Source organism: Mesorhizobium sp. 10J20-29 (assembly GCF_054130485.1).
In genome coordinates, this window is sequence record NZ_CP199156.1 from 2,543,543 (window position 1) to 2,567,675 (window position 24,133).

Below are 24,133 nucleotides of genomic sequence, written 5' to 3' on the forward strand. Positions count from 1 at the left end.
AGCGACGTGTCTGTTGCGCGTCACAAATTTCTCCTTGACTGGACCAACGCTGGACTGAACCAATGTCTGAAAAGCATGTAGTCTATCACATCCCCGTTTGCCCATTCTCCCAGCGTCTTGAGATTTTGCTGGCTCTCCGCGGCCAAGAAGACGCAGTCGAATTCCGCGTCGTAGATATCACCAAGCCCCGGAACCCGGAGCTATTGGCCAAAACCCGTGGAACCACCGCCCTGCCTGTTCTGGAAACACCTAGCGGGGCCATCCTAAAGGAAAGCCTGGTTATCCTGCGCTACCTCGACGAGGTAATACCTGGTTCGCAACTTCGCCGTGCGGACCCGTTGGAGCATGCAGTCGAATCAATGCTGATAGCCCGTGAGGGGGCATTCACGACGGCCGGCTATCTCTTCGTGATGAACCAGGAGGGAGCAAAGCGAGAAGACCACCGGAACAGGCTTCTCGGCCTATATCGCGACATCGACGGTTTCCTCGTGGAGCATAACGCAGAAGGCACGTTCCTTTTCGACGATTTCGGGCTCGCCGAAGCCGTGTTTGCTCCCATTTTCAAACGCTTCTGGTTTCTCGAGTATTATGAGAACTTCGATCTTCCTGACAAAGTTGACTACCAACGCGTCCGGCGTTGGCGCCAGGCGTGCATGGATCATCCAGCAACGGCTCAGGTGACGCAGGAGGAAATCGTAAAGCTTTACTATGATTACGCCCTCGGTGCAGGAAATGGCGCACTTGTTGAAGGCCGTGGCGTATCGAGCTTCGTTTTCGAGCCTCGCTGGCAAGACCGTCCGTGGCCACCAAGAGATACCTCTGCTGGGAGCGCGTCGGACGACGCGCTTGGGCTTGTCTAATGCCAGATGCGCTCCTCGCCAAAGTGCTGCCCACTGGACAGCGCTCTCTTGGCAGTCCTTACCGCGATCGCATGACCTATGAGCGACTGCGGCAAACGCGATCGGAGTAAACAGCTGAGGGTAGACGCGCAATCTGCGCGTCGCCGTGCTCTGGCTCCCTTCGAACACTCTCAGAATCCGAGACAGGTTTCGAAACGATGTTGCTGCCGACATTCTAGAGGCAGCACCAGCTTTCAGCATATGTGAGCAGCGTTGAAGAGGGTTGGCTGAGCCCGGCGGCCGTTCACCAGCCCTGAAACATCTTCAACGCATCTGCATCCACTTTGCCCAGCGCTACATCAGACAACGCACGATCGAGAATTGTCAGCCCTTCATTCGCTTCAGCAATGGTCAGAGTCAGCGGCGGCGTTAGTTCTATTACGTTAGACTTGGTCCCTACGTAGTAGGCCACCAAACCAAGTTCGAATGCCCGATAAACTGTCATCGCTGCCTCGGCCTTGGCAGGAGTGCGCGACATCTGATCGGTGACGAGCTCAATACCTATCGCTAGACCTCGTCCTCGCACGTCTCCTATCAGGCGGTGCTTCTGGCGCAGGTCCCGAAGGGCTTCCATTAGGTGATTGCCGACTTCAGACGCATTCCTAGTGAGTGAGTCCTGTTCAATAGTGTTGAGCACTGCCAATGCTGCTGCGGCACACACTGGGTTTCCGTGTGTCGTCTGAAAAGAGAAAGCCGCAGCATGGTTCATGATGTAGTCTGGCCCTATTGCTGCAGAAATCGGCAGCCCACCTCCCAGCCCCTTTCCAAGCACCACGATGTCTGGGTCAATTCCGAGATGCTCGAAGGCGTGGAATTTCCCGCTGCGTCCCAGGCCAACTTTCACTTCGTCCGAGATGATCAGGATACCATGACGCCTGCAGATCTCCTGAACCTGCTCAAAATAACTGGCTGGAGGAACGATCATGCCTCCGTCAGACTGGATCGGTTCGATAAAGAGTGCCGCCACCTCGGAAGGAGAAATATGGTTGGCTAAGCAAAGCTCCAATTGAGCGAGCGCTAATTTCGACGCCGATTCATCGCCACCGTCCCGATAGGCATCGGGGTATGGAATCAGTGTTAGTCCATTCGCTCTGGGAACACTTGACTGGACCGGATGCCCGGATATCGCCATCGAGCCAGTGGTGCCGCCATGGTAGGCCCCATGGAATGAAAGGATGCGGGGTCTTCCTGTTGCAGCCACCACAGCGCGCGCTACAGTCTCATTCGCATCCGAACCCGAATGGCCTAGCCAGACGCGACCCGCAGCACGTTTCGGCACGATAGAAAGAAGTTTCTCAGCCAGTTGAACTGTGTGCAGATTTGCTGCTGACAGATAGCTGGCCCCGGCCTGGCTCTCGAGAGCTTTTTGAACTGATGCTCTTACGGCCGGATGCGAATGGCCGAGACCAGCTGAGCCCCACGATGCTGAAAAATCCAGGAGTTTCTTCCCGTCTTCGTCGAATAGATAGGCTCCCATGCCACCGGTCACCGCCAATGGAAAGAAGCGAAGATTCGACATGGCCGATAAAGCGCCCGAATCTCGTTCGTAGAGCGTTGGCACGATGTTGATCCTCCCGTGGCTGGTTCGTTTTCCTCCACGATGGAGGCAGCTACCGGCTGCTAGAGTCCGACGCAAGAAATGTGATGACCTCGTCGAGCCGCACGACATGGCAGTAGATCATATTGATGATCGCAAGCTCCTGATTATGCAGTTCCATCGTGGCCGCAGCCGAGCAGTCGTCAACGACGACGACACCGAAACTTTCGTCGGCCAGGCTGCGCACAGTCGAGGAGACGCACTGATCGGTGAAGATGCCGGCGCAGATGACGTCGGTGATGCCCATGTTGCGCAGAATTAGCCGCAGGTTGGTGCCTGTAAGCGCGCTGTCGGTGGTCTTGATGATAGTAATGTCGTCATCGAGGGGCGCCAATTCGGGCACGATCTGCCCATCGGGGCGATCTTTGGGCAGAAGTAGATAGTTGAAGCCTGGTTTCTTCTGGCTGAGAGAGCGGTCGCGCCCATCCAGCTTGAGGCAGGCGATGCGAGCATAGATGACCTCGACGCCGCGCGACCGGCACTCGGCTATCAGGCGCGCCGTGTTGGGAATGACAGTCTCGCGCATACGGCTATAGAAGGGCTGCCAGCGAGCCGTCTCAGCGGCAGTCTCTTTGTCTTCCAGATAGGTGTTCTGGATATCGATGACGAGCAGCGCAGTTGACTTAGGGTCGAGGACTATGTCTGCGGGTTCCTCCGCATTGGCATAGTAAAAGGAACGGTGCGCGATCTTCCAACTCATCTGTGATCTCCCTGCTTGGTCCTGCGGCGCGTTAGCTGAACGCCGATCTCGCGTGTTGGGAAGATGCCGCCAGGACGCAGCGACAGCAGAGCGATCATCGCGATCGCGAGCACGATTTCAGTTAGACCAATGATTGGGCTCGAAATGATTTTGGCCTCGTTCAGGAAGCCTTCCAAGCCGCGCAGGCTCTCGTAGGCGATGGTGACAAGGAAGGTGCCGAGCACCGCCCCGGTGACAGTGTTTGCGCCGCCGATCACCAGCATGCTCAGGATTAGGAAGGTCTCCTTGAGATAGAACGCCTTGGGCGAAAAAGAAGTGATAAAATGCCCCCACATGGCGCCGCCAATTCCGGCAAAGAGCGCGGCCAGGATGAAGGCGCGCCAGCGAAGCTGCGGGATGTTGGCGCCAAGGGCTGCGGCCGCCGTCTCGTCGTCGCGGCTTGCCCTGAGGAGGCGACCGGTGCGCGACTCCTTGAAGGCGAGCGCCGCAACAAGCGCCAGCACGGCGACGCTGGCGGCAAGCCGCAAGTCGGTGGCCTTAGGCAGGCCAAAAAGGGTGCGTGGCCCGTTGGTGACCTCACTCCAGTTGGTCATCACTGTGTAGAGAACGACTAGGAGCGCAAACGAGGTGATCACAGCAGCGGCATCCGACAGCCGCATCAAAGGGTAAGACAGCGCGGCCGCTACCAACGCCGCCACGAGGCCGCCAATGGGTATCGCCAGATAGGGCGAAAGCTCCACGCCTTGGAGCACCGGATAGAGATCGGGAAGAGCCATGCCTTTCATCTGGGCCGGAATGGTCAGGACGGCGGACGTGTAAGCTCCCACTCCCATGAACCCCATATGGGCAAAGGACAGGATGCCGGAATTACCCATGAAGACTTGCAGGCCGAGCACCAAGACGAGCGAGATGCACAGGTGGATGGCGATGCGGTCATAGAGCCGTATGCCAAGGAGATAATTTGCGAGAACGAGCAGGCCGACGAATCCGGTCAGAAATGCGACGGTGGCAACATGGCGCGTCATGATGTTTTCACGTCCTTTGGCCCGAAGCAGGCCCTTGGATCAACCCGTCCGGACGCCAGAGCAGGATCAAGATCACAAGGCTGAAGGTGAAGGCGTCGCGGAACTTGAGGAGGTCCTGCGGCAGTGTGTAGTTAAGCGAGGTGTCAATCAGAGCCAGCAGGAAGCCACCGATGACCGCACCCTGCATGGATCGCATGCCGCCGATCACCGTTGCGATGAAGGCAACGAGCAGTGGCTCGAGCCCGATCCCTGGCGCTACGGTGCCGATGCGTCCAATCCAGAGCAGCCCGACTACGCCCGCCAGAAACCCGCTTATGGCAAATGCGGATGAGATAATGAGGTTGGCCGGCACGCCGAGCATGCGAGCCATGGTAAAGTTGGTCGCCGCCGCTCGCATCGCGATGCCAAGGACGGTGCGGCGCATCAGCCAGGCAAACAGCGCCAGCAGCGTTACCGCCGCGACGATTGTGATCAGGTTGCGTGCCGGCGTCACGGCGCCCAAGATGGTTACCGTCTGCGAGAATATTTCAGGCAACGGCACGGCGCGGGGGCGCGGAGAAATGAACAGCAGCGCCGCATTCTGTAGCAGGGTGGAAAAGGCGAAAGAGGTAATCAACACTGCAGTCACCGACTTCGCTCGAACCGGACGGAAGGCGACATAGTCGGTGGCCACGCCCGCCATGATCGACATCACGACCGCGACCGCCGCCATGACCAGCCAAGGTAGGCCGGAGCCGCCTAACAAGAACATGGTGTATCCGGCGACCATGATGAGTTCGCCATAGGCGAAGTTCACGAGCTTGAGAATTCCGTAAACGATCACCAGACCAAGCGCCATCAGGGCATAGGCGCCGCCAAGGCTGAGGACGTCGATGATGAACTGGACGGCGAAGGTCACGCGGTCATCCTCCCAGATAGAGCGCGCTGAGATCAGTGGCCGCCGCGATCTCGTTGGCGGTGCCGCTCGCCTCGATCTTGCCCAGCCGCATTACATAGGCGCGGTCAGCCACCGACAGCGCCTTGGCGGCGTTCTGCTCGACCAGAAGAATGGTCAGCCCCGACTGTTTCAGAGTCCGGATCATATCGAAGATCTGATCCACTATCACCGGCGCCAGACCCAGCGACGGCTCATCGAGGAGAAGGACACTGGGCCGCGACATCAAAGCCCGAGCAATCACCAGCATCTGCTGTTCGCCGCCCGACAGAGTGCCGGCGGGCTGCGTCTGGCGCTCGGCCAGACGCGGGAACATCGTCAGCATGCGCTCGCGGTCTTCCTCTACGCCCTTAGCGTCGCTTCGGCGCGTGTAACTACCGAGCGCCAAATTCTCCGCGACGGTGAGATCGGGGAAGACGTCACGTGTCTCCGGCACCGTCGCGACGCCCAGCCGCACCATTCGTTCTGGCGTGGCCCCGGTCACGTCTCGGCCTTCGAGTCTTACCGTGCCGCCGGACGGTTTCAGCGCTCCGGCAATACACATTAGGGTAGAGGATTTGCCGGCCCCATTGGCACCCAGTATGGCGACGAGTTCACCCTTGTCGGCATGGAGCGTGATGCCCCGCACGGCAGAGATCGCGCCGTAGCGCACGTCGAAATCTTCAACGTCAAGCATCCACGCTCCCAGTGCCAAGATAGGCTTCGATGACGGCCGGGTTCTTCCTGACGTCGTCGGCCTTGCCCTCGGCGATCGTCTGGCCAGAGGCCAGAACATGGAGCCGACTGCAGAGCCGCATGATGAGTCCCATGTCGTGATCGATGATCAGCAACCCAAGACTACGCGCACTCGGTAGGTCTGCGAGAATATGCAAGAGCGATTCCGATTCTGCTTCGTTCATGCCGGCCGCAGGTTCGTCGAGCAGCAGAAACCGGGGATTGGCAGCTAGCGCCCGAGCGATCTCGATGCGGCGCTTGTCGCCGTAACTGAGATTGCCGGCGAGATCATCGGCTCGGTGTTCTAGCCCGAACTCGGCAAGCAGCGCGTCACTCTTTCTGCGCGCATTTCGCAGGTCCACGCCTTGGGCCAGCGCCGCCATTTCGACATTCTCGACGACTGTCATGTTGTTGAACAGTCGGACGATCTGGAAGGACCGATAGACGCCCTTCAAGGCGATCCGGCGCGGCGGGAGGCCTGAAATCTTGTCGCCTGCGAGCAGGATCGCGCCGCCCGCCAGTGGGACTTGGCCAGTGATTGCGTTAATCAGTGTTGTCTTGCCGGAGCCGTTAGGGCCGATCAGGCCAACGATCTCGTTGCACGATAGCGAAAGTGACACGCCATCGAGCGCCCGCAATCCGGAAAACTCGACCGTGACGTTGTCGGCGCGAAGTTCGTCCTGAGACATTCAGTGATCCAGTAGGTGATGGCGCCGGGATATGTCTCCCGGCGCCTCGGATGTTTCAGGGTGCCGGAATCGTCTCGGGCGTGCGCCATCCGAGGAAAGTCGGCTTGCCGCCCTTCAACTCGACCATGACTGCTGCCTTGTTTGGGACATGGCCTTCCTCTGCTGTGCCGTAGTCCAGATCGCCGGTCAGGAGCTTGAACGTGCCGTCTTCGAGCGCCTTGGCAACCGCTTCGCCATCGGTGCTGCCGGCAGCTTCGATGGCTTGTGCCATCAGCATCACTGTGTCCCAGCCGGTCGCCACAAAGGACGTATCTGGCGCCGCCCCGTGCATCTCGGTGTAGAGATCGATGAACGTCTGCATGTCGGGATGGGCTTCGGGCGTCATGAAGGTGTGGGTGACGAAGAAGACGTCATTACCAAGCTTCTCCCCGAGCGCCTCGTGCATCGCGGGATCGTCATAAGCGTCGCCGCCCAGCACCGGCGCGTCGTAACCAACCTCGCGCAGCGAACGGATGATGGCACCGATGTCTTGTCCGTAGGACGAAAGGAAGATTACGTCGGGTTTCTTTCCGAGAGCCTGAAGCCGCGCCAGTTGCGCGGAGAAATTGTTGTCGCCATTCGTATATGTATCTTCAAGGATGATCTCCCCACCGTCCGCCTTGAACTGTTCGACAAAATATTTCGAAAGCGACTTGGTATAGGCGATGAACTGGTCCGTTACGACATATGCCGTCTTCCATCCGCGTTCCTTAAAGGCATAGTCTGCAGCAACTGCGCCCATCGTCGTGTTCCACATCGACATGGTGAACTGCTTGTCGCCTAGCGACCAGGAGCTGTAGAGCGGATCCGACGCGCATGTCGAAATACCGACCAGGCCCGCGGATTGCGCTTCCCGGCTTGCAGGGCCGCCGAAGTCAAAATCACAGGGCGCCATAATGATGTCAGCACCCTTGTCGATCAATTCGACAGCCACGTTGCCGACAACGACTGGGTCGGACTTGCCATCGATGTTGATGAATTCGAGCGGCTTGCCGAGCACGCCTCCCTTGTCATTCAGATACTTAACCGCAACTTCGGCGCCTTTGACACCTGGTGTATCTAGTGGAGCCTGCACGCCGGTTAGTGACATAGCGCCACCGATGACGATCTTGTCGTCGGCCGCTTGTGCCGATGCGCCGAGGAACAGCAGCGCTGCTGCCGCAGTGCTAAGAGTTTGAATCTTGGTTCTCATTTGTTTTCCCCTGTTGCTTCTCTTTTTTGTTCCGCATCTGTGGCACCCCGAAAGCGAACCACCTATGCTATACGCGAACAGTCTCGTCCGCGATTCATTTGAGCGCTGAAATCCGCTCTACGACGCTCACCTCCCGCCGATTTCATTGATGATTTCTTCAGTTGTGACCTGACGGCAGTAGCCCCTGATTGCGCGCAACGAATTGTTGTGGCGTTCATCCGAATATGTGGCGCACGCATCTGTGACCTGCGTCACTAGATAGCCCAGATCGCACGCGTCGCGGATTGCAGACTCTACGCATTGGTCGGTCACCAGGCCCGACAAGACTAGCTGTCGAATTCCGAGGTTTCGCAACAGGTAGTCGATGTGCGTGGAGACAAAGACACTCGAGGAACTCTTGGGCAATACGATCTCGTCTTCGAGGGGGGCGATTTCATCGATCACCTTGCCGTCCCAGGAACCTTTGGGAACGTTGAATCCAGTGATCTTGTAGTCGAGACTCCGGTCTCTGCCATCCAGGGTCAGGCTTTCGATCGTCGTATATAGGACTTCAATACCTGCGGAGCGAAAAGCCTTTTGCAGGCGCTGCATGTTGGGAATGACCGGGGACCGTAGCTTCTCGAAATAGTAGCCATACGTTGAAGAGATGTCGGCGTCGGGCACGTCCTTGAACTCGCCGCCATCGCGCCGAACCGAGAAATTCTGGACGTCAATGAACAGTAACGCAGACGCCTTTGGGTCGAGCGGGATCTCGCGGGTCTGGGGATGTTCAGCGGACATTCGAGGGCGCTTTCATTGTTGCTTGCGACAAGGTGAACAAACTAGCGGCGACTATCCGCGCCCAGCGATCCTGATCCGATTCAGTGGAAATGAGATCATTGCGAATTTCGAGCAATACATGCGGGAGGCCGCGGCGTTCGCCGTGGACCGGAATGGTGTAATCAGACAGGTCATCGACAATGTATGGCTCGTTACTGGCGGCCAGGACTTCAGGATTTTTCGCCCTGAAGCTTGCCAGGAACATGTCGGCAAAGCTTGGATCACGATTTGAAAGTGCTCCGACGTGCCATGGACGCTCAGGTCCGTCAGTGAGGCGGGGCGTGAAAGAATGCACCGCTATCAATTTCGCTGGTTTGGATAATGTTGCACGTCGATCGAGTAGACCCGCAATCGCTGCATGAAAGGGCTGATGGATTTCCGCAAAGCGGCTCCTTCGCTCACTATCAGTCAAGCCAACGTTTGCAGGAATCGCCGTTCCGTCGCTGATCTCTGGGAAACAGTCCTGTGCATCAAGCGGCCGATTGCAGTCGACGACCAAACGGCTGTAGCGCTGGAGGATGAGCGGTGCGTCCAGAAGTGCGGAGAGCTGCCGTGCCAAGCCTGCGGCGCCGACGTCGTAGGCTATGTGACGGCTCATATCCTCAGGGGAAACTCCCAAGTCACCGAGCAACGCTGGAACCATTCGACCGGCATGTTCGCAGATGATGACGAAGTCCGATGTTCCTTCGCTGTTGACCGTCTCCACGGGATCAGGATCGAGGGACGATAAGATCGCGGTGTCGGTCTGAAAGGAATGCAACATCGATTCCGGAGGCGCTCAACTTCGTGGGGTTCACTAGGCCAACAAAGCCAGTGAAAGAAATTTATGCATCATAGTCAACCAGATTATTCCGTTTGACTAATTTTTTTCAGAATGCCTATATCGCAGCGAATTGGCTTTCGAAATCAACTACTGCGGCGGCGATCATGGCGGTGCGCGAGATTATCAGGAGACAAAGCGCTAGCTTTACGGCGAGCGAACGCAAAGTCGCCAACGCAGTGCTTGCCGACTATCCGTTCAGTGGATTGCAAACCATACAAGAGCTCGCACAGCGAACGGGGGTCAGTGCTCCGTCAATCACGCGTTTTGTTAGTAAGATCGGTCTGGGAGGCTATCAGGATTTTCAGCGACACCTGATAGGCGAATTGCGCGAGGGGCGTCGATCGCCCTTGGATTTGCAGATCACAGAGTGCGAAGCCGGGGCGCTTGACTTCCTCGGTGACTATGCACGGCGAACCTCGGCGCGGCTGTTGGAAATGAGCGAGTGTGTTTCGCAAGAGCAGTTCGACAGGATTTTGAAACTTGTCGCCGATCCAACGCGCGCTGTGTTCGTTCTGGGCGGGCGAATTTCAGACAGCATAGCAACATTCTTGTCGATTCATCTGCGGCAGATACGCTCGAACGTTTTTCATCTCTCATCAAATCCGGAGCACTGGCCCGAGCATTTGCTGCGTATGCGCAAGCGCGATGTCTTCATACTGTTCGACTTTCGACGCTACCAACCAGATCTGGAACGATTGGCGGAGATCGCTGCATCAAAGCGCCGTCCTTCGATCGTGCTGATAACTGACAAGTGGATGTCACCTATTGCAAGGCACAGCGACATCGTCGTCGCGCTGCCTATCGAGATCGGCACCGCCTGGGACACAGTGGTCTGTGCCATCGCCTTCATGGAAGCACTCATCGTCAGGGTGTCGGAAGCAGACTGGTCAACGACACGCAATCGCATCAAGGCATGGGACGGCGTCCGGCTGACTCCACCTAAAGGCAATGATCGGGACGAAAATGACACGTGAAGAGCTTATCATCGCTTGCTGCACTGACTTGGCGGGCAAGGTCCGCGGAAAAGCTTTCCCAGCATCACAATTCGAGAAGAGACAAAAGCGCGGCATCGGTTGGACACCCACAAATGTCCAGATCACCTGTTTCGATGCGATCGCAGAAAGTCCTTTTGGTTCTCTCGGGGATCTAATCTTAGTTCCGGACGATGCGGCACGTGTCCGACTGGAAGTAGCCGATGGAGAACCCGCTGAGCATTTCGTGCTAGGCGACATTCGGCATACTGACGGAAAACCATGGAATTTTTGCACTCGATCGATACTGAAGCAAGCTCTTGAGAGGCTTGCACGAGTAGCCGGCTTGACTCTATACGGCGCGTTCGAGCACGAATTTCAGTTCAAGAACCGTCCGAGTCCCCTAGGCGATGCCTTCTCAACCGCTGGATTTAGGGCGGAACGACACTTTGGCGAAGCGTTGATCTCGGCCATGCGTGCGGCAGGGATCCAGCCTGACACCTTCATGAAGGAATTTGGCTCTGGCCAATACGAAGTGACAATGGGGCCGCAGCGTGGAGTTGCGATAGCGGACCAATCGACGATCTTGCGCGAGCTGATCAACATAGTAGCTGACAGGCTCGGGCGGCGCGTTACTCTGACACCAATTCGCGATCCAGTCGGAGTGGGTAATGGCGTCCACATTCACCTAAGCTTTCTAAATAGCGCTGGCAAACCCGCAACATACGATCCGCAAGGCAAGCACGAACTGACACAGGTAGCGGGGCAGTTCGTTGCCGGTGTCTTGAAGTATCTAGATTCCATTGTTGCAATCACCGCGCCAAGCGTCATTTCCTACTTGCGCCTCACGCCGCATCGCTGGAGCGCTGCCTACAACAATCTTGGATTTCGCGATCGCGAAGCGTCAGTCCGGATCTGTCCGGTCTCAGACGTAAGCGACGTGGCCAAGGCTGCTCAGTTCAATTTCGAGTTCCGCGCTGCCGACGCGGCAGCAAGCCCTCATTTGCAGCTTGCGGCCATCGTTCATGCAGGAGTGCAAGGAATTGAGGAGCAGTTGGGAGTGCCGGATGCTACAGAGCAGGACCTGTCTACGCTGGACAGCGCGACACTCACGAACCTGGGCTATTGCCGTTTGCCGCAATCACTGCCGGAGGCCCTCGCGCGTTTTAGGGCGAACGAAGTCGTGAACAGCTGGTTTCCGACCGAGTTCGGTGATGTTTACCTGAAGCACAAAGAGGGAGAGATCGCCTTTTTGGGGGAACGAACGCAAGCCGAAATCTGTGCAGCATACGAGGAAGTCTACTGATCGCCCGCAGACCGTTTAAGGCGCGCAAGGATTGTTAGCGCGCGCCTTGGGGCAGAGCGGCTATGGACCCGCTAGTGCGCTCCGGGGCGACAACAGAAGGTGCCGGCATCTCTCCGATAGTTACAACGTCGCCTCCGGGGAAAAAATTGCCGTCGAAGCCGAGTTCAAGCACACCGAACAGGAAGAGAAGGACGACCGTCATTAATGCAGAGAAAACGCCAATGACCGTTGCCAGGTTATTGCCGGTATCGTCGCCAAAAGGATCGCGTGGCATCGGCATCGGCATCTCCTTTCAAATCGCAAGGAACCCTAGCGTCATGAAGGCAATACAGACGCCAAGAACCGATCCCAGTAGCCATCCGGCTTCAACAACGCTCTTTTCCATTACGTTCTCCGATAGATAGTCGGCAACCAACGGCGCGAACCCGAGAGGGTTCCGTGACGACCCTCCGATAAGAGGCACCTACCGGCGGGAACCTTCTTCGCTGGACAAAGTTCATTGCGCGATGGGACATCGAGCAAGGAACTGAAGCAATGCGCCAGAAACTCTTACTGGGCGGCGTTGCCGCCCTGGCACTCCTTACCACTCCACTCATGCCGCAGTCCGCAGGCTGGATCGTGGGAACCGCTCAGGCTCAAAGCGCTGCAATCAGTGTTGGCGTTTTCTACGACGAGCTGGCGTCGGAAGGCGCATGGGTGAAACATTCCAAGTATCGGTATGTATGGATCCCCACCAAGGTTGCAGCTGACTGGACCCCATACACGCATGGGCGTTGGGTCTACACCGATCGCTACGGTTGGTATTTCGCGTCGGATGAGCCCTTTGCGTGGGCCGTCTATCACTATGGTCGGTGGGCCTTCGAACCGCAGCTGGGCTGGTATTGGGTTCCAGGGCGGGTATGGGCTCCCGCTTGGGTGAGCTGGCGTCGCAGCAACGACTATGTCGGCTGGGCGCCCCTCCCGCCAGAAGGTGATGGGCTGTCAGTTAGCGTCAGCATCTCGACCTATGAGCCGCCCCGCAGCCACTGGCATTTCGTGCCGGTTCGAAAGTTTGCTTCCCGCGATCTCAGCGTCGTGGTTGTGAACGACAACAGCGTCTACGAGCACACCGAGTATTACGGACCGGTGACCATCGAGAACAACATCGTCATCAACAATGTCATCAACATCAATTTCGTGCGTGACAACAGCGACGAGGAAGTCGAAGTGGTCGAAGCCAAGGTGGTCAACGACCCCCGTGATGCGAAGACGGCAGACGGCAGTGCCGTAGTCGCGGTTGAGGGGCAGGTTGGTGAGCCATCCTCGTCCGAGGCCCCGCCTGAAGGCAAAGAGCCGACGGAGGTGAAGTCCCCCACTGCCGAGCAGGAGGTTGAGGCTACGGCGGACGGAGGCTCTACGGAAACTCCGGCTGGTGAAGCGAGCAACGCTCCTTCCGACACTTCGAGTGAAACAGGCCAGAACCCTAAGGCCGAGCCAACCGAGGAGAATCCGGCCACCGCTACTGACGCGGCCAAACCGGCGGAGGAGCCGTCCAACAGTGCAACGGATAAGCCCGCGGATGCGACGGAAGGTTCGCAGCCTACAGACCAGGCCCCAGCCGCAGACGAGACCTCGGACACGACTGAAGGCAGCGACAGCACGCAGCCGGTGGATCCTGCCCCGAGCGAGGCCGAAACCACGAAGCCGGCCGAGGCAGCCAAACCAGCAGAGGAGGCGCCCGATGCGGGCGAGGCGGCCGGGCAGGCTCCTGCTGCGACAGAGAAGCCAGCTGACCAAGCACCGGAAACGGGTGAGGCGACCGACCAGGCACCCGTTGAGGAGCCCGCAGAACCGGACGCGTCAGCCGCCAAGGAGCAGCAGCCAAAAGCCGACCAGTGTTCGGAAGAGGACAAGGCGGCAGGTCGCTGTTGACCAGTTTTCTAATCGGACAGAGCTTGGTCCGGCTGCAAGATGCGGCCGGACCATTTTTTCGTTCAACGACCTCTTGAGAATTGATCCCAAAATGTATCTGTGACCGGGGCCGGTCAGAAATGGTCGTCTCGCAGCACTTGGACATCGGAGACATAGACAATACCGGCCGTGTCCTCGAGCAATGCATCGGCCGTGTCGAGAATATTCGCTGCGACCTCTTCCGAAACGATCGCCACGATCATCCAGTTACCAAATATATCCGGAAATGGCCCACCGGCGCGAATCCCTCGGTTGCCCTTCCCAGATACCTTGCGGATGATCGTATAGCCTTTTGCCCCAGCCGCCTCGAGCGCGTCGATAACCTTTTCGGCTTGAATCTGCTCGATCACAATCTCGATTCTCTTCTTCAGATAAAGCTCTCTCATGTCACCTGTCGACCCTCATCGCCCGAAGAAAGATTCAGCTACTGCGAAATAAACCGGAATGCCAACAATCAGGTTGAAGGGGAACGTTATCGCGAGCGACAGTGTTATGTAGATCGCGGGATTCGCCTTGGGCAGCGAGAGCCGCATCGCAGCCGGAACAACGATGTAGGAGGCGCTCGCGGCCAGGACCATCAGAAGCGTCGCGTCGCCACCTTCCATCCCCAAGGACGCTGCGCATAGCAGACCCAAGCTCGCACCAATCAGCGGCATGATGATGCCAAACGCGACCAGCGACGGGCCAACGGCGGCGAAGTCGCCGATCCGGCGGCCAACGAGCAGGCCCATGTCTAGCAGGAACACGGCGAGCACTGCCTTGAAAGGGTCGGAAACTGCCGGGCCCATGATCTTCATACCGTCTGCACCAGTGATCCAGCCGATTGCAAAACTCCCCATCAGTAGGACAAGGCTACCGCTCAAAAATATCTCGCGCGCAATGCGGCGGGTCATCAAAGGCTTTCTGGTCAATCCCACTGCCGGCTCGCCAAGCTTTGCAAGGCCGAGACCTGACACGATCGCCGGTGTCTCCATCAGCGCCATCAGAGCGACCATGAACCCGCCGTAGGGAACATCCTTGAACGCTAGGAACCCCGTTGCTGCAACGAATGTGACGACGCTGATCGAGCCATAATGAGCGGAAATCGCTGCAGCGTCGATCGGACCCAGCTTCGTCATGACGCGCAGCAGCCCGAACGCTATGACCGGCATGACAAAACTAAGAGCTATCGCCACAACCATGGTCATCAAGATTGCGGCGGTCAGTCCGCTCGATGCGAGTTCTGCCCCGCCCTTGAACCCAATCGCCAGCATCAGATAGAGGGAGATTCCCTTACTTACGGCCTCGGGCAGGCTGAGGTCCGAGCGCAGTGCGCCCGCCACAAGCCCGAGGCCGAAATAAAGCACCATCGGGGTCAGGAGATTTGCAAGGGCCAGACTGGCTACTGTATCCATGGATCGGTTTTTCTGCGAATGGGGTGCATATCTCCAATCAGGGCTTGGATTCTGCAGCTCCGATGCCAATAGCGATCCGAGACGAAGTTGGCTAGCATCCGCGTCCGTTAAGCTAAGCGATTCCGGCGACATGCTTGCAAGGCACTTGGGGCCGAACGTTGTCGGGGTAGCCTCTAGTTGTAACCCTCTGCTCAGCTAGAGGTATGGGCGTTCCACGCCATTGCTGCGAAACGGTGCTGTGCATGAGGAGCACATTCCGAAGTATTCCTTCGATACAGGGCGGATTGTGCTCGCCGCGCATGTTCGATCCAAGAGAAAGCCACCGGCCGCCTTCCGAGGCCGGTGCTGCCTTCGCGACTTAAGCTATTACATGGGCGTCATGACTTGTCGATGACGTGGATTACGCCGTTGTCGGCTGCGATATCAGCGGTGACGACGTTGGAATCGTTCACCATCACGCCATCGTCGAGGTCGATCTTGACTTCGCCGCCCTCGACGGTCTTGGCCATCATGTCGTCCTTGAGATCGGTCGTCATCACTTTGCCCGCCACGACGTGATTGGTCAGAATGGCAACGAGTTTGTCCTTGTTCTCCGGCTTGAGGAGGTCCTCGACAGTCCCGGCCGGCAGGGCGGCGAATGCCTCATCAGTTGGTGCAAAGACTGTGAACGGGCCTTCGCCCTTCAGCGTATCGGCCAAGCCGGCTGCCTGAACGGCTGCGACGAGGGTCGCGAAGGAGCCGGCGCCGACTGCGATATCAATAATGTCGGCAGCCTTGGCCGGCAGGGAGAAAGTGGCGGCGATCATTCCAACTGCAAGATACTTGGCGAACTTCATCTGAATCTCCCTTGGGTTGAAGCGGCTGCTGTCGAGCCGATGAACCCGATACGGAGGGTAGCGTTTAGCAGATCAGCGCGACGGGCCTTGAGCCGATCACGGTTCTGCCATCTGACTTGATCGCTCTGATGGTGATGCTCCGTTGCACACCTTCCGGGGAAATGCCGTCCAGCGGACTGGATTCGCGTTCTTCTCGGATTCCAAAGCCTGTCAGGCACCTAGAGATGCTTCAGGAACCTTGGGTCAATCAATATTTCCTCGTCCTTGATCTGGGACAATGCGGGTTTGCGGGTTCGATGCGCCTAATCGCACAACACGGAGCAGGCGAACCTGTTCATAAGGTTCTCGACTACGAACTCGGCAAAGCGCAGCGGCTGTTGCGCCCTTTGCCAAGAGCCGCACGCTGGTTCAAGCCGACTGCCCTCTCGCCTGTTCTTCCAATCCCGCGCTGAGGCGGGCATGGCCGCTATCCACCGAGAGCTAAGGTGTGGGCCTGAGCATTCCATGGGAGGAATTATGAACCTGAGACACGTTTCTGATTGGCGCGCTGCCCTGTTGGCCGTGGCAGTCCTTGCAGGATCGTCATTGGTCGCCGGGGCAACTCCCTTAGCCGCCGCCGGGCTCGACCGGTCAACACTGCTTCCTAGTGCCTCAGAGGCCGGGACGGACGTCCAGCCCGCCCGCTCCCGCAATCGTCGACATTGCACGCGCGACGGACGCTGCTACTGGAAGAAGAGCCCCCGGAGGCAATACCATCAAGATCGGCGCAAAGACCGTCGCTACTGGAAAAAGCATTCCCGCCCACAATACCGCCAGCATCGGCGCAACGACCGTCGATATAGTCGTCATATCTACCCGCGTCTCTATCTGGGCCCGCGATATCCAGGCTACCGCTACTACGAACCGCGCCAATACTATGGCCCCCGCCTTGGTTCGCGACACGTCCGCTGGTGCTATGATCGCTACCGTTCGTATAGGGCTTGGGACAATACGTTCCAACCCTATCACGGCCCGCGCAGACAGTGCCGATCGCCTTATTGGCGCTGACACATGTGACATTCGGGCAGAGATGTAGCGATATCATTCTGTTCCCGGCGACGTGAGGATTGCCGGGGCAATTCAGACTAGCGGGATTGGGTCGCCTCGCAATGGTGGAACGTTTCTAATACTATGGGGTGCCCTAGTAGTCACCGGCTACGGACAAGTGATATGGACGCGACTGTTAGCGGATGAATCCTGGACAACGTCCAGCCCCGGAAAGGGAGTTCGAGGACATGGGAAACAAGAATGTCGCTATCGGCGTCGTTGCCGTCATAGTAATCCTTGCGATCATTGGATGGTATAGTGGCTGGTTTGGCGCCGGCGAGGTCACGGCGCCGGAGGTATCGACCGAGCAGCCAGCGACGACCGAGGAACCTGCCACCACCGAGGAGCCGGCCGCGAATTAGGACCGCACCGAAGCGCCACAACAGCTCGGTCTTCCAGCTTGGCCCGAAAGGTCAGTCTCTGCTACTCGGTGCTTCTGTGAGCTTGGTGTATATTTCCGGTCGCCGATGCTTGGCGAAATTGAAGACGTTTGCGCGGATTTCGCTACAGCGATCCATATCGCAGTCATGCACGATGAGTTCGTCGCCGGTCGAACTCGCCATGGCCACTATCTCGCCAGTCGGCGCGACAATGCAACTCTGGCCGAGCAGGTCGCAACCTTCTTCCTTGCCAGCCTTCGCTACGCCTACGACCCACATGCCGTTCTGGTAGGCACCAGCCTGAAGGCACAGATGGTTATGGAAGCCTTGCAGGTGATCGTGTTCAGGAGCAGGCGGGTAGTGGACAGGTGTGTTATAGCCGATCAGCAACATTTCTGCGCCGCGCAGCGCAGCTTCCCTATAAGTTTCCGGCCAGCGGCGATCGTTGCAGATTGCTTGGGAAATCACGCCACCGAATGCCTCAGCAGTCGAGAATGGCTCCATGCCCGGATCGAAGTAGCGTTTTTCGAGGTGCTGAAATGATCTCCACGGTTCATGTTCCTTATGCCCGGGAAGATGAATCTTCCGATAGCGATGGACGATGGTTCCGATCTTGTCGACGACGATGGACGTGTTGTAGCGCCGCGTCGCGCCTGCTTCCTCGATCAATTCCCCAAATCCGAAAGAAAAGCCGATGCCTAGTTCCTTGGCGCAGTGAAATAGCGGGGCAACGTCGTCGTTTGGCATGGAGCGTTCGAAAAAAGCATCGATATCCTCTTGGTTCTCCATAAACCAGCGAGGGAAGAATGTCGTCAGTGTCAGTTCGGGATAGACTACGAGGTCCACATTGCGCAGGGCCGCCTTCTTGAGTAGCGCAATCATGCGCATCACAACCTGCCTACGGGTATCCGAACGAGCGATCGGCCCCATCTGCGCAGCCGCGGTCACAATCACTCTGCTCATGCTTTGAGGTCTCCCTTCCTGGCAGCCGGATTGGCATGCGAAAGCGTTGCTTTCAGCAAGACGTTGGTGCCGTTCGCAAGGTCGGCCGGCTTCGTATACTCGGTGATGTTGTGGCTTATTCCGTTGACGCTCGGCACGAAGATCATGGCGGCTGGCGCGATGCGCGCAATCATCTGGGCGTCGTGTCCGGCACCTGAGTAGAGGCGCCTCGCGGTCAGGCCCAGCTCCTTGGCAGCCGCCTCGACTTCATCGACCAGTTCAGGTGCAAAATCGACAGGTTGGAAGCGGGCCAGGCACCTGCGCTCGACGGTGACGCGCTCCTGTTCCGAAACCTGCTCAATCAAGTCTGCCAATCGAGCTTCGCAAAGCTCCAGAATCGACTCGTCTGGGTTGCGCAGGTCAACGGTCATGACGGCCTTCTCGGCCACCACATTGACTAGATTAGGCGAAAGCGTCAGCGCTCCGACGGTGCCCACCTGTTCGCCGCCGATGTTGCGGACGATATCGCCGACGCCGGCCGCGATGCGTGCTGCAGCGAGACCGGCATCGAGTCGCATCCGAAGTGGCGTCGTTCCGGCATGGGCCGAACGGCCTTGAACCGTCAATTCGGTCCAGGAGATGCCTTGAACGCCACCAACAACTCCGATCTGCACGTTTTCATCTTCGAGAACGGGGCCTTGTTCGATATGGAGTTCGAAATAGGCTGCTATCTCGCGTGGACCTTCATCTAGGCCCGCATAGCCAATCCGCTCCAGTTCGTCGCCAAGCCTCTTGCCATCAATGCCGATTGTATCGAGTGCCTCTCGTAGTCCGAACCCGCCGACGAAGACCAGGCTTCCCAGCATGTCAGGCGCAAAGCGAGCGCCCTCTTCATTGGTGAAGGCCGCGACCGTGATCGGCAGTTCGGTTTCAGCCCCAGCGTCATTCAGGGCCGCGACAACTTCGAGGCCCGCAAGCACACCCAAGGCGCCGTCATAGGGACCGCCTGTGGCCACCGTATCAATGTGCGAGCCGAGCATAATGGTTGGGGAAGATTTGCGGGCGGACCTTGTGCCGAAAATGTTGCCGATCGCGTCGATTTGGACCTTCAGACCCAAGCCCTTCATTTCTGCAACAAGGTGGTCGCGGCCCTTTCTGTCGGCATCCGTTAGAGCGAGCCGGCAAACGCCACCCCCTTGCAGCGCACCGATTGCCGCCATTGCTTCAACGCGCTTCTGCAGGCGCTCGGCGTTCATCTGGATCGCGGCGGCATTCATTGTCCGGCCTCCACGGCACGGCCGCTCTGTCCGACGATCTTCTGGTAGAGTTCGGGATCGGTATCGCCTTCGCTGCCGATGAGGAGAATGATGGAATCGGCGGTGAGGCCAATGGCCTCGCGCATGTCGGTGTGTTCGGCGGCCGCCAGGAGTCCGGCCAGCCCGGCCACGCCGCTCTCGCCGCCAACCAGCTTTGCTCCTCCTGCTCCAGAAGCCAGCAAGCGCATCGCCTCGGCCGCGGCCTCGTCGGGAATTGACATGAAGGCGGCGGCGCCCTGCGCAAGGATCGGCCAAGCAATGATCGAAGGTTCGCCGCAAGCAAGCCCGGCCATGATTGTGTCGAGGTCGCCGCCGACACCCCTTGGCTCACCTGCCTTTGCACTCTCGAGAAGACAGGCGGCCTTGTCGGGCTCAACGACCGTGATCACCGGCGCATCGGCGCCAAAGGCTTCCCAGGTGTGAGCCGTGACTGCAGCTGCCAGGCCCCCGACACCGCCCTGAATAAAGACGTGAGTGGGGCGAAGACCGTTCAACTGGCGAAGCGCCTCTTCAACCATGACGCTGTATCCCTGCATCACATTCCGCGGCACGTCGATATATCCGGGATAGGAAGTGTCGGAAACGACGGACCAGCCGTTCTCTGCAGCCGTGCGCGCTGCCTCGCGAACGGAATCGTCGTAATTGCCTTTGGTTCTTACGACATCAGCCCCGTAGGCTGCGATGGCCTCCTCGCGCGCCGCTGACACAGTCTCATGGATGAAGATGACGGCCTTGCAGCCGAACATGCGCGCACCCCACGCGACAGACCTGCCATGATTTCCATCGGTCGCACACGTCACGGTTACATCGCCCACAATCGTTGCATGTTTTCCGGAGAGCAGATCTTTGACGTCCGCACCGCTTCCCGTGTCTTGTTGAATGCGTGCAGCCAGAAGACGGAATACTGCATAAGCACCGCCGAGCGCCTTGAAAGACCCTAATCCGAAGCGGTCGGCCTCTTGCTTGTAGTGGATCTGTCCGACATCAATCTTGTCTTCCAGGCTCCGAAGGCGCACCAGCGGTGTTTGAGCATATCCGCTCCACTCGGATATCTGACTGAGCGCTTCCCGGGCTGCGTCATGGCTGAGCACCGTTTTGAATTCCGGGGGATACGGGCCAGTTATTCGGTCGGAGTTGATATGTAGTTCAGCGGGAAATTGCGCAAATGCAGACGACATGGCTTGGATATTCCGGTATCGATTTGAGGCCTCAAACAATACGCTGCGAAAATCCACCGTCAACTGGAAATGAAAATGTTTTTTCTCTATGTGTATGTTTTGAAAAATGGAGATGCACGTGACGGTGTCCGCCCATCCTGATAACCGACCAATCGATGCGCGCATAATGGCTATCTACGATGAGTTGACCGCAGGCGAGCGGCAGCTGGCGGCGGTGGTGATGGAGGCGCAGTCAAATCTCTCCAGCTTTACGGCTGGCGAACTAGCCGCCAAGGCCCAGGTATCCAACGCAACGGCGGCCCGCTTCTTCAAGCGGCTCGGGTATGCGGGCTACAATGATGCTCGCTATCACGCGCGCCAGGCGCAGGACTGGGGATCCCCTCTCTACGAGATGACGGGTATCGGCGAGAAGCGCTTGGGCTCGGGCGACTTTGGTTTGCATGTCGCCCAGGACCTGCAGAATCTCACGCGCACGGCCGAAATGCTCAGTGAACAATCGCTAGAGCAGGCATCGCAGATACTTGTCAATGCGCGGCGCCTGTGGGTCGTTGGGTTTCGCAATTCGATGGCGCTTGCCACTTACGCGTGTGGCTTGCTGAATCACGTGCGGTCCGACGTTCATCTGCTACCCCGGGCCGGCATGTCGATGGGCGAGGACGTGGCTGGCATTGGTTCTGACGATGCAATGCTGGTTTTCGGGTTCCGTAGGCGGCCGGTGATCCTTCGAGAAGTCATGGCCGTTGCTGCCGAGGTAGGGACACCGTGCGTGCTGATCGCCGACATGACCGCGGCGCGCACAGCGCAATTGGCGACTGTAACGCTGAGGTGCCACAATCGGGGACATAGCATGTTCGACAGTTATGCCGCGCCGATGAGCGTCATCAACTACCTTTGCTCTTCGGTCGGTTCGGCCTTGGGGGATTCGGCCATAGAGCGACTGGCGATCATCGAGAAACTTCACGAGAAACTCGATCCGCTTGTTGCACCGGGAAAAGGCAGGAGGCAGCCTAGAAAATCGGCATATGATGAATAATGAAACAGATTTTTCATATTGAACAATGGATGAAAATAGTTTCTTATCCGGAGGTCAACTGATCGGCTTCGTGCGTGCGAGCTTTGAGGCCGTGGGGAACAAAAAAAGGATGAGCCAAATGGAAATCCGAATGGACCGACGTAGCCTATTGTTAGCTGCCGCATCCGGCGCTGCGCTTTCGACATTGTCACCATTCCGGCAGGCGTTTGCCGCGACCGATCTGGTGTGGATGACCTGGGAGAACCTGGCGAAGGACGAATACCTCGCAGCTTTTCTCGAGGGTGGAGATGTCACGCTAACCAAGAACTTCATTGGCACAGACGACGAGCAGTTCGCAAAGCTACGTGCGGGCGGCGCCTCTTCCGTCGACCTGATTACGCCGGGACTCGATAAGGTCGAATTCTATATCGAATCCAATCTTCTGCAGCCCATCGACCCGGCGAAGGTGCCGAATGCATCGCTGCTGTATGACGCATTCAAAAAGACAGGGTTGGGAAAGAAGGACGGACAGACCTACGGCGTTCCCTTCTATTGGGGGATCAATCCGATCGTTTACCGTGCCGATTTGATGGATGCCGAGCCGGATTGGTCCGTCTTCTTCGAGGGTGACAAGTATGCCGGCAAGCTCGCCATGCGAGACTATGCTCTCGAGGGCATCATGATCGCCGCAATGTATCTGGGGATCCCGCGCGACAAGATGTTCCACATGGAAGACGCGGAACTGGCCGAAGTGAAGAAGGCCCTGATCGCTCAGAAGAAGCTGCTCCGGACCTACTGGAATTCGATCAGCGATTTGACGAACCTGTTTGCCACCGGCGAAGTAGTCTGCGCGTTTTCCTGGGTCCCGCCCTACTACGATCTCAGGGAGAGGGGCCTGGACATGGGCATGGCCAAACCAAAGGCAGGCGTAATCGGATGGTGCGACACGATCGCAATTCCGGCAGGCGTGGAAGGCGAGAAGCTCGACAAGGTCTTCGGCCTCGTCAACTATCTGCTGGGCCCGGAATATGGGGAGAAGCTTGCCTTCGGCGGACCTTATGCCCAGAGCACCTCGGCCGCACTTGATCGACTTCCCGATGAGCAGAAAGAAAAGATCTTCGTGAAGGATCTTTCCGTCATGGACTCGTTCGTTTGGAAGGAGAACCCGCCCCGCTATAACGACTGGGTGGCGCTCTGGAACGAGGTCAAGGCCAGCTGATCAATGTCACTTTCTGAAACCGCACAGGACGGGGGAGGGCGGCTAGGCCGTCCTCTCCTCACAGCTTCCGGACTGAAGAAGAAATACGGCGAGTTCGAAGCGGTCAAAGGCGTTGATTTCACGATTGAAACCAACAGCTATGTTACACTTCTCGGCCCCTCGGGTTGTGGAAAAACCTCGATTCTCAGAATGATCGGCGGGTTTGAGGATATTTCGGGCGGAACACTCGAGCTCAACGGTTCTTCTCTAGCCGAAGCGTTGGCTAGCCAACGCCCCGTCAACACGGTCTTCCAAAACTACGCCCTTTTCCCCCATCTCAGTGTCGCCGATAACGTCGGTTTCGGACTTGCCTACAAGAATCTCAGCCACACTCAGATAGCCGCAAAGGTGAAGGCAACGCTCGCCATGGTGCAAATGTCCCCCATGGCTGACCGGAGGCCTCGTCAACTATCGGGCGGTCAGCAGCAGCGGGTGGCGCTTGCGCGCGCCATCGTAAACGAACCCGAGCTGCTCCTTCTCGATGAACCCTTATCCGCTCTCGACCGCCGCATGCGCAAAGACATGCAGATAGAGCTGAAGGATCTCCAGCGCCGCTTAGGCATGACCTTTCTGCATGTGACGCACGATCAGGAGGAGGCTTTTGCGCTCTCCGATCAGATCATCGTGATGAACCAAGGCCGGATAGTGCAACAAGGCGCGCCCTCCGAAATCTATAACCGGCCCGCTACGTCCTATGTGGCCGATTTCATCGGCGGCGCGAACTTGTTGTCAGGGCGCATTGTTGCCAGATCCGGTGAAGGCTTGACAATCGAGACGGCGCTGGGTCGTTTTGAAACACCGGGCGTTCCCGATCAGTCTGTGGGCTCGAATGCCGTTTTGTGCCTGCGTCCGGAACAGCTGCACCCGTCGGCGAACGGCGTCATTGAAGCGCGCGTGACGCATGTGGTCTTTCGCGGCGCCGAGTGGTTGATCGAGGCCAGAGCTTCCGATGACACACTCTTGAACTTTATTGTGCAGAACGAGGACTATCCTCAGCCCGGGAGCTCGGTGCGTCTGGGCTTTCTTCCGGCTCAGGCTTGGATCGCCGCCAACTCGACAGAGCTGAACTAGCT

Annotated in this window: 24 protein-coding genes and 1 pseudogene; 9 read left to right on the forward strand and 16 right to left on the reverse strand. The window is 57.9% G+C overall.

The genetic code is table 11. From position 1 onward, the window contains the following. The first annotated feature begins 62 nt into the window (after window positions 1-62). Window positions 63-860: a glutathione S-transferase family protein gene (locus ACT2BZ_RS12160; RefSeq protein ID WP_457935422.1), complete on the forward strand. Its 798-nt coding sequence runs from the start codon at window positions 63-65 to the stop codon at window positions 858-860. Between the two features lie 283 nt (window positions 861-1,143). Here the strand turns inward: ACT2BZ_RS12160 and ACT2BZ_RS12165 are convergent, their stop codons facing one another. From ACT2BZ_RS12165 to ACT2BZ_RS12205, 9 genes are all read right to left on the reverse strand, one after another. Beyond that, window positions 1,144-2,460, reverse strand: a complete 1,317-nt coding sequence (locus ACT2BZ_RS12165; RefSeq protein WP_457935423.1) for an aspartate aminotransferase family protein — start codon at window positions 2,458-2,460, stop codon at window positions 1,144-1,146. Between the two features lie 49 nt (window positions 2,461-2,509). After that, the gene (locus ACT2BZ_RS12170) at window positions 2,510-3,196 is read right to left on the reverse strand and encodes a cysteine hydrolase family protein (RefSeq protein WP_457935424.1); all 687 of its coding nucleotides are present in this window, start codon (window positions 3,194-3,196) and stop codon (window positions 2,510-2,512) included. Then, a complete protein-coding gene (locus ACT2BZ_RS12175) occupies window positions 3,193-4,221 on the reverse strand; it encodes a branched-chain amino acid ABC transporter permease (RefSeq protein ID WP_457935425.1) in 1,029 nt (342 codons plus the stop codon). Before ACT2BZ_RS12175 ends, ACT2BZ_RS12170 begins: the two co-directional genes overlap by 4 nt. A 7-nt stretch (window positions 4,222-4,228) precedes the next feature. Then, complete coding sequence (locus ACT2BZ_RS12180) at window positions 4,229-5,119, reverse strand: branched-chain amino acid ABC transporter permease (protein WP_457935426.1); 891 nt, start codon at window positions 5,117-5,119, stop codon at window positions 4,229-4,231. Window positions 5,120-5,123: 4 nt separating this feature from the next. Continuing rightward, a complete protein-coding gene (locus tag ACT2BZ_RS12185; RefSeq protein ID WP_457935427.1) occupies window positions 5,124-5,831 on the reverse strand; it encodes an ABC transporter ATP-binding protein in 708 nt (235 codons plus the stop codon). Then, a complete protein-coding gene (locus ACT2BZ_RS12190) occupies window positions 5,824-6,558 on the reverse strand; it encodes an ABC transporter ATP-binding protein (RefSeq protein ID WP_457935428.1) in 735 nt (244 codons plus the stop codon). Before ACT2BZ_RS12190 ends, ACT2BZ_RS12185 begins: the two co-directional genes overlap by 8 nt. 55 nt (window positions 6,559-6,613) lie before the next feature. Then, complete coding sequence (locus ACT2BZ_RS12195) at window positions 6,614-7,687, reverse strand: ABC transporter substrate-binding protein (protein WP_457941285.1); 1,074 nt, start codon at window positions 7,685-7,687, stop codon at window positions 6,614-6,616. 228 nt (window positions 7,688-7,915) lie between these two features. Next, a complete protein-coding gene (locus ACT2BZ_RS12200; protein WP_457935429.1) occupies window positions 7,916-8,569 on the reverse strand; it encodes an isochorismatase family cysteine hydrolase in 654 nt (217 codons plus the stop codon). Beyond that, window positions 8,559-9,371, reverse strand: coding sequence for an N-formylglutamate amidohydrolase (locus tag ACT2BZ_RS12205; RefSeq protein ID WP_457935430.1), 813 nt, complete (start codon window positions 9,369-9,371; stop codon window positions 8,559-8,561). The genes ACT2BZ_RS12200 and ACT2BZ_RS12205 overlap by 11 nt, the downstream gene beginning before the upstream one ends. 164 nt (window positions 9,372-9,535) lie before the next feature. Here ACT2BZ_RS12205 and ACT2BZ_RS12210 point away from each other — a divergent pair, with 164 nt between their 5' ends. Both ACT2BZ_RS12210 and ACT2BZ_RS12215 read left to right on the forward strand, forming a co-directional pair. Continuing rightward, entirely contained in the window at window positions 9,536-10,405 is an 870-nt protein-coding gene (locus ACT2BZ_RS12210; RefSeq protein WP_457941286.1) for a MurR/RpiR family transcriptional regulator, read from the forward strand. Beyond that, complete coding sequence (locus ACT2BZ_RS12215) at window positions 10,395-11,708, forward strand: glutamine synthetase (protein ID WP_457935431.1); 1,314 nt, start codon at window positions 10,395-10,397, stop codon at window positions 11,706-11,708. Before ACT2BZ_RS12210 ends, ACT2BZ_RS12215 begins: the two co-directional genes overlap by 11 nt. A 34-nt stretch (window positions 11,709-11,742) precedes the next feature. On the opposite strand, the gene ACT2BZ_RS12220 is transcribed toward ACT2BZ_RS12215, so the two are convergent. Beyond that, complete coding sequence (locus tag ACT2BZ_RS12220) at window positions 11,743-11,988, reverse strand: hypothetical protein (protein ID WP_457935432.1); 246 nt, start codon at window positions 11,986-11,988, stop codon at window positions 11,743-11,745. Window positions 11,989-12,242: 254 nt separating this feature from the next. On the opposite strand from ACT2BZ_RS12220, the gene ACT2BZ_RS12225 reads away from it, so the two are divergent. Further along, window positions 12,243-13,619 carry a DUF6600 domain-containing protein gene (locus tag ACT2BZ_RS12225; protein WP_457935433.1) on the forward strand — a complete coding sequence of 459 codons (1,377 nt, stop codon included), beginning with the start codon at window positions 12,243-12,245 and terminating at the stop codon, window positions 13,617-13,619. Window positions 13,620-13,732: 113 nt separating this feature from the next. On the opposite strand, the gene ACT2BZ_RS12230 is transcribed toward ACT2BZ_RS12225, so the two are convergent. The 3 genes from ACT2BZ_RS12230 to ACT2BZ_RS12240 form a co-directional block, all read right to left on the reverse strand. Beyond that, window positions 13,733-14,044, reverse strand: coding sequence for a P-II family nitrogen regulator (locus ACT2BZ_RS12230; RefSeq protein ID WP_457935434.1), 312 nt, complete (start codon window positions 14,042-14,044; stop codon window positions 13,733-13,735). A gap of 15 nt (window positions 14,045-14,059) precedes the next feature. After that, window positions 14,060-15,052, reverse strand: a complete 993-nt coding sequence (locus tag ACT2BZ_RS12235; RefSeq protein ID WP_457935435.1) for a sodium-dependent bicarbonate transport family permease — start codon at window positions 15,050-15,052, stop codon at window positions 14,060-14,062. A 377-nt stretch (window positions 15,053-15,429) separates the two neighbouring features. Further along, on the reverse strand, window positions 15,430-15,888 hold the full coding sequence (locus tag ACT2BZ_RS12240) for a fasciclin domain-containing protein (RefSeq protein WP_457935436.1): 459 nt from the start codon (window positions 15,886-15,888) through the stop codon (window positions 15,430-15,432). Window positions 15,889-16,818: 930 nt separating this feature from the next. Here ACT2BZ_RS12240 and ACT2BZ_RS12245 point away from each other — a divergent pair. Next, window positions 16,819-16,935: pseudogene (locus tag ACT2BZ_RS12245) on the forward strand (BA14K family protein); the annotation flags it as partial. A gap of 227 nt (window positions 16,936-17,162) precedes the next feature. Beyond that, window positions 17,163-17,336 carry a hypothetical protein gene (locus tag ACT2BZ_RS12250; protein WP_457935437.1) on the forward strand — a complete coding sequence of 58 codons (174 nt, stop codon included), beginning with the start codon at window positions 17,163-17,165 and terminating at the stop codon, window positions 17,334-17,336. 51 nt (window positions 17,337-17,387) lie between these two features. Here the strand turns inward: ACT2BZ_RS12250 and ACT2BZ_RS12255 are convergent, their stop codons facing one another. Genes ACT2BZ_RS12255 through ACT2BZ_RS12265 form a run of 3 tightly spaced genes read right to left on the reverse strand, consistent with a single transcriptional unit; the run spans window position 17,388 to window position 20,955 of the window. Continuing rightward, entirely contained in the window at window positions 17,388-18,317 is a 930-nt protein-coding gene (locus tag ACT2BZ_RS12255) for an N-carbamoyl-D-amino-acid hydrolase (protein ID WP_457935438.1), read from the reverse strand. Beyond that, window positions 18,314-19,573, reverse strand: a complete 1,260-nt coding sequence (locus ACT2BZ_RS12260) for a Zn-dependent hydrolase (RefSeq protein ID WP_457935439.1) — start codon at window positions 19,571-19,573, stop codon at window positions 18,314-18,316. Before ACT2BZ_RS12260 ends, ACT2BZ_RS12255 begins: the two co-directional genes overlap by 4 nt. Next, entirely contained in the window at window positions 19,570-20,955 is a 1,386-nt protein-coding gene (locus ACT2BZ_RS12265) for a diaminopropionate ammonia-lyase (RefSeq protein WP_457935440.1), read from the reverse strand. Before ACT2BZ_RS12265 ends, ACT2BZ_RS12260 begins: the two co-directional genes overlap by 4 nt. Before the next feature lies 1 nt (window position 20,956). Between ACT2BZ_RS12265 and ACT2BZ_RS12270 the strand changes: the two genes are divergently transcribed. From ACT2BZ_RS12270 to ACT2BZ_RS12280, 3 genes are all read left to right on the forward strand, one after another. Continuing rightward, window positions 20,957-21,823 carry a MurR/RpiR family transcriptional regulator gene (locus ACT2BZ_RS12270; RefSeq protein ID WP_457935441.1) on the forward strand — a complete coding sequence of 289 codons (867 nt, stop codon included), beginning with the start codon at window positions 20,957-20,959 and terminating at the stop codon, window positions 21,821-21,823. Between the two features lie 130 nt (window positions 21,824-21,953). Then, a complete protein-coding gene (locus ACT2BZ_RS12275) occupies window positions 21,954-23,021 on the forward strand; it encodes an extracellular solute-binding protein (protein WP_457935442.1) in 1,068 nt (355 codons plus the stop codon). Between the two features lie 3 nt (window positions 23,022-23,024). Continuing rightward, window positions 23,025-24,131 carry an ABC transporter ATP-binding protein gene (locus tag ACT2BZ_RS12280; RefSeq protein ID WP_457935443.1) on the forward strand — a complete coding sequence of 369 codons (1,107 nt, stop codon included), beginning with the start codon at window positions 23,025-23,027 and terminating at the stop codon, window positions 24,129-24,131. Window positions 24,132-24,133: the final 2 nt, after the last annotated feature.

Coding starts and splice junctions, on each gene's coding strand:
- ACT2BZ_RS12205 (WP_457935430.1), bottom strand. CDS start 9,371: ATGTTGCATTCCTTTCAGACCGACACCGCGATCTTATCGTCCCTCGAT.
- ACT2BZ_RS12160 (WP_457935422.1), top strand. CDS start 63: ATGTCTGAAAAGCATGTAGTCTATCACATCCCCGTTTGCCCATTCTCC.
- ACT2BZ_RS12255 (WP_457935438.1), bottom strand. CDS start 18,317: ATGAGCAGAGTGATTGTGACCGCGGCTGCGCAGATGGGGCCGATCGCT.
- ACT2BZ_RS12175 (WP_457935425.1), bottom strand. CDS start 4,221: ATGACGCGCCATGTTGCCACCGTCGCATTTCTGACCGGATTCGTCGGC.
- ACT2BZ_RS12200 (WP_457935429.1), bottom strand. CDS start 8,569: ATGTCCGCTGAACATCCCCAGACCCGCGAGATCCCGCTCGACCCAAAG.
- ACT2BZ_RS12275 (WP_457935442.1), top strand. CDS start 21,954: ATGGACCGACGTAGCCTATTGTTAGCTGCCGCATCCGGCGCTGCGCTT.
- ACT2BZ_RS12220 (WP_457935432.1), bottom strand. CDS start 11,988: ATGCCGATGCCACGCGATCCTTTTGGCGACGATACCGGCAATAACCTG.
- ACT2BZ_RS12280 (WP_457935443.1), top strand. CDS start 23,025: ATGTCACTTTCTGAAACCGCACAGGACGGGGGAGGGCGGCTAGGCCGT.
- ACT2BZ_RS12265 (WP_457935440.1), bottom strand. CDS start 20,955: ATGCGCGCATCGATTGGTCGGTTATCAGGATGGGCGGACACCGTCACG.
- ACT2BZ_RS12230 (WP_457935434.1), bottom strand. CDS start 14,044: ATGAGAGAGCTTTATCTGAAGAAGAGAATCGAGATTGTGATCGAGCAG.
- ACT2BZ_RS12190 (WP_457935428.1), bottom strand. CDS start 6,558: ATGTCTCAGGACGAACTTCGCGCCGACAACGTCACGGTCGAGTTTTCC.
- ACT2BZ_RS12235 (WP_457935435.1), bottom strand. CDS start 15,052: ATGGATACAGTAGCCAGTCTGGCCCTTGCAAATCTCCTGACCCCGATG.
- ACT2BZ_RS12215 (WP_457935431.1), top strand. CDS start 10,395: ATGACACGTGAAGAGCTTATCATCGCTTGCTGCACTGACTTGGCGGGC.
- ACT2BZ_RS12170 (WP_457935424.1), bottom strand. CDS start 3,196: ATGAGTTGGAAGATCGCGCACCGTTCCTTTTACTATGCCAATGCGGAG.
- ACT2BZ_RS12270 (WP_457935441.1), top strand. CDS start 20,957: ATGGCTATCTACGATGAGTTGACCGCAGGCGAGCGGCAGCTGGCGGCG.
- ACT2BZ_RS12240 (WP_457935436.1), bottom strand. CDS start 15,888: ATGAAGTTCGCCAAGTATCTTGCAGTTGGAATGATCGCCGCCACTTTC.
- ACT2BZ_RS12225 (WP_457935433.1), top strand. CDS start 12,243: ATGCGCCAGAAACTCTTACTGGGCGGCGTTGCCGCCCTGGCACTCCTT.
- ACT2BZ_RS12195 (WP_457941285.1), bottom strand. CDS start 7,687: ATGTCACTAACCGGCGTGCAGGCTCCACTAGATACACCAGGTGTCAAA.
- ACT2BZ_RS12210 (WP_457941286.1), top strand. CDS start 9,536: ATGGCGGTGCGCGAGATTATCAGGAGACAAAGCGCTAGCTTTACGGCG.
- ACT2BZ_RS12185 (WP_457935427.1), bottom strand. CDS start 5,831: ATGCTTGACGTTGAAGATTTCGACGTGCGCTACGGCGCGATCTCTGCC.
- ACT2BZ_RS12260 (WP_457935439.1), bottom strand. CDS start 19,573: ATGAATGCCGCCGCGATCCAGATGAACGCCGAGCGCCTGCAGAAGCGC.
- ACT2BZ_RS12250 (WP_457935437.1), top strand. CDS start 17,163: ATGGGAAACAAGAATGTCGCTATCGGCGTCGTTGCCGTCATAGTAATC.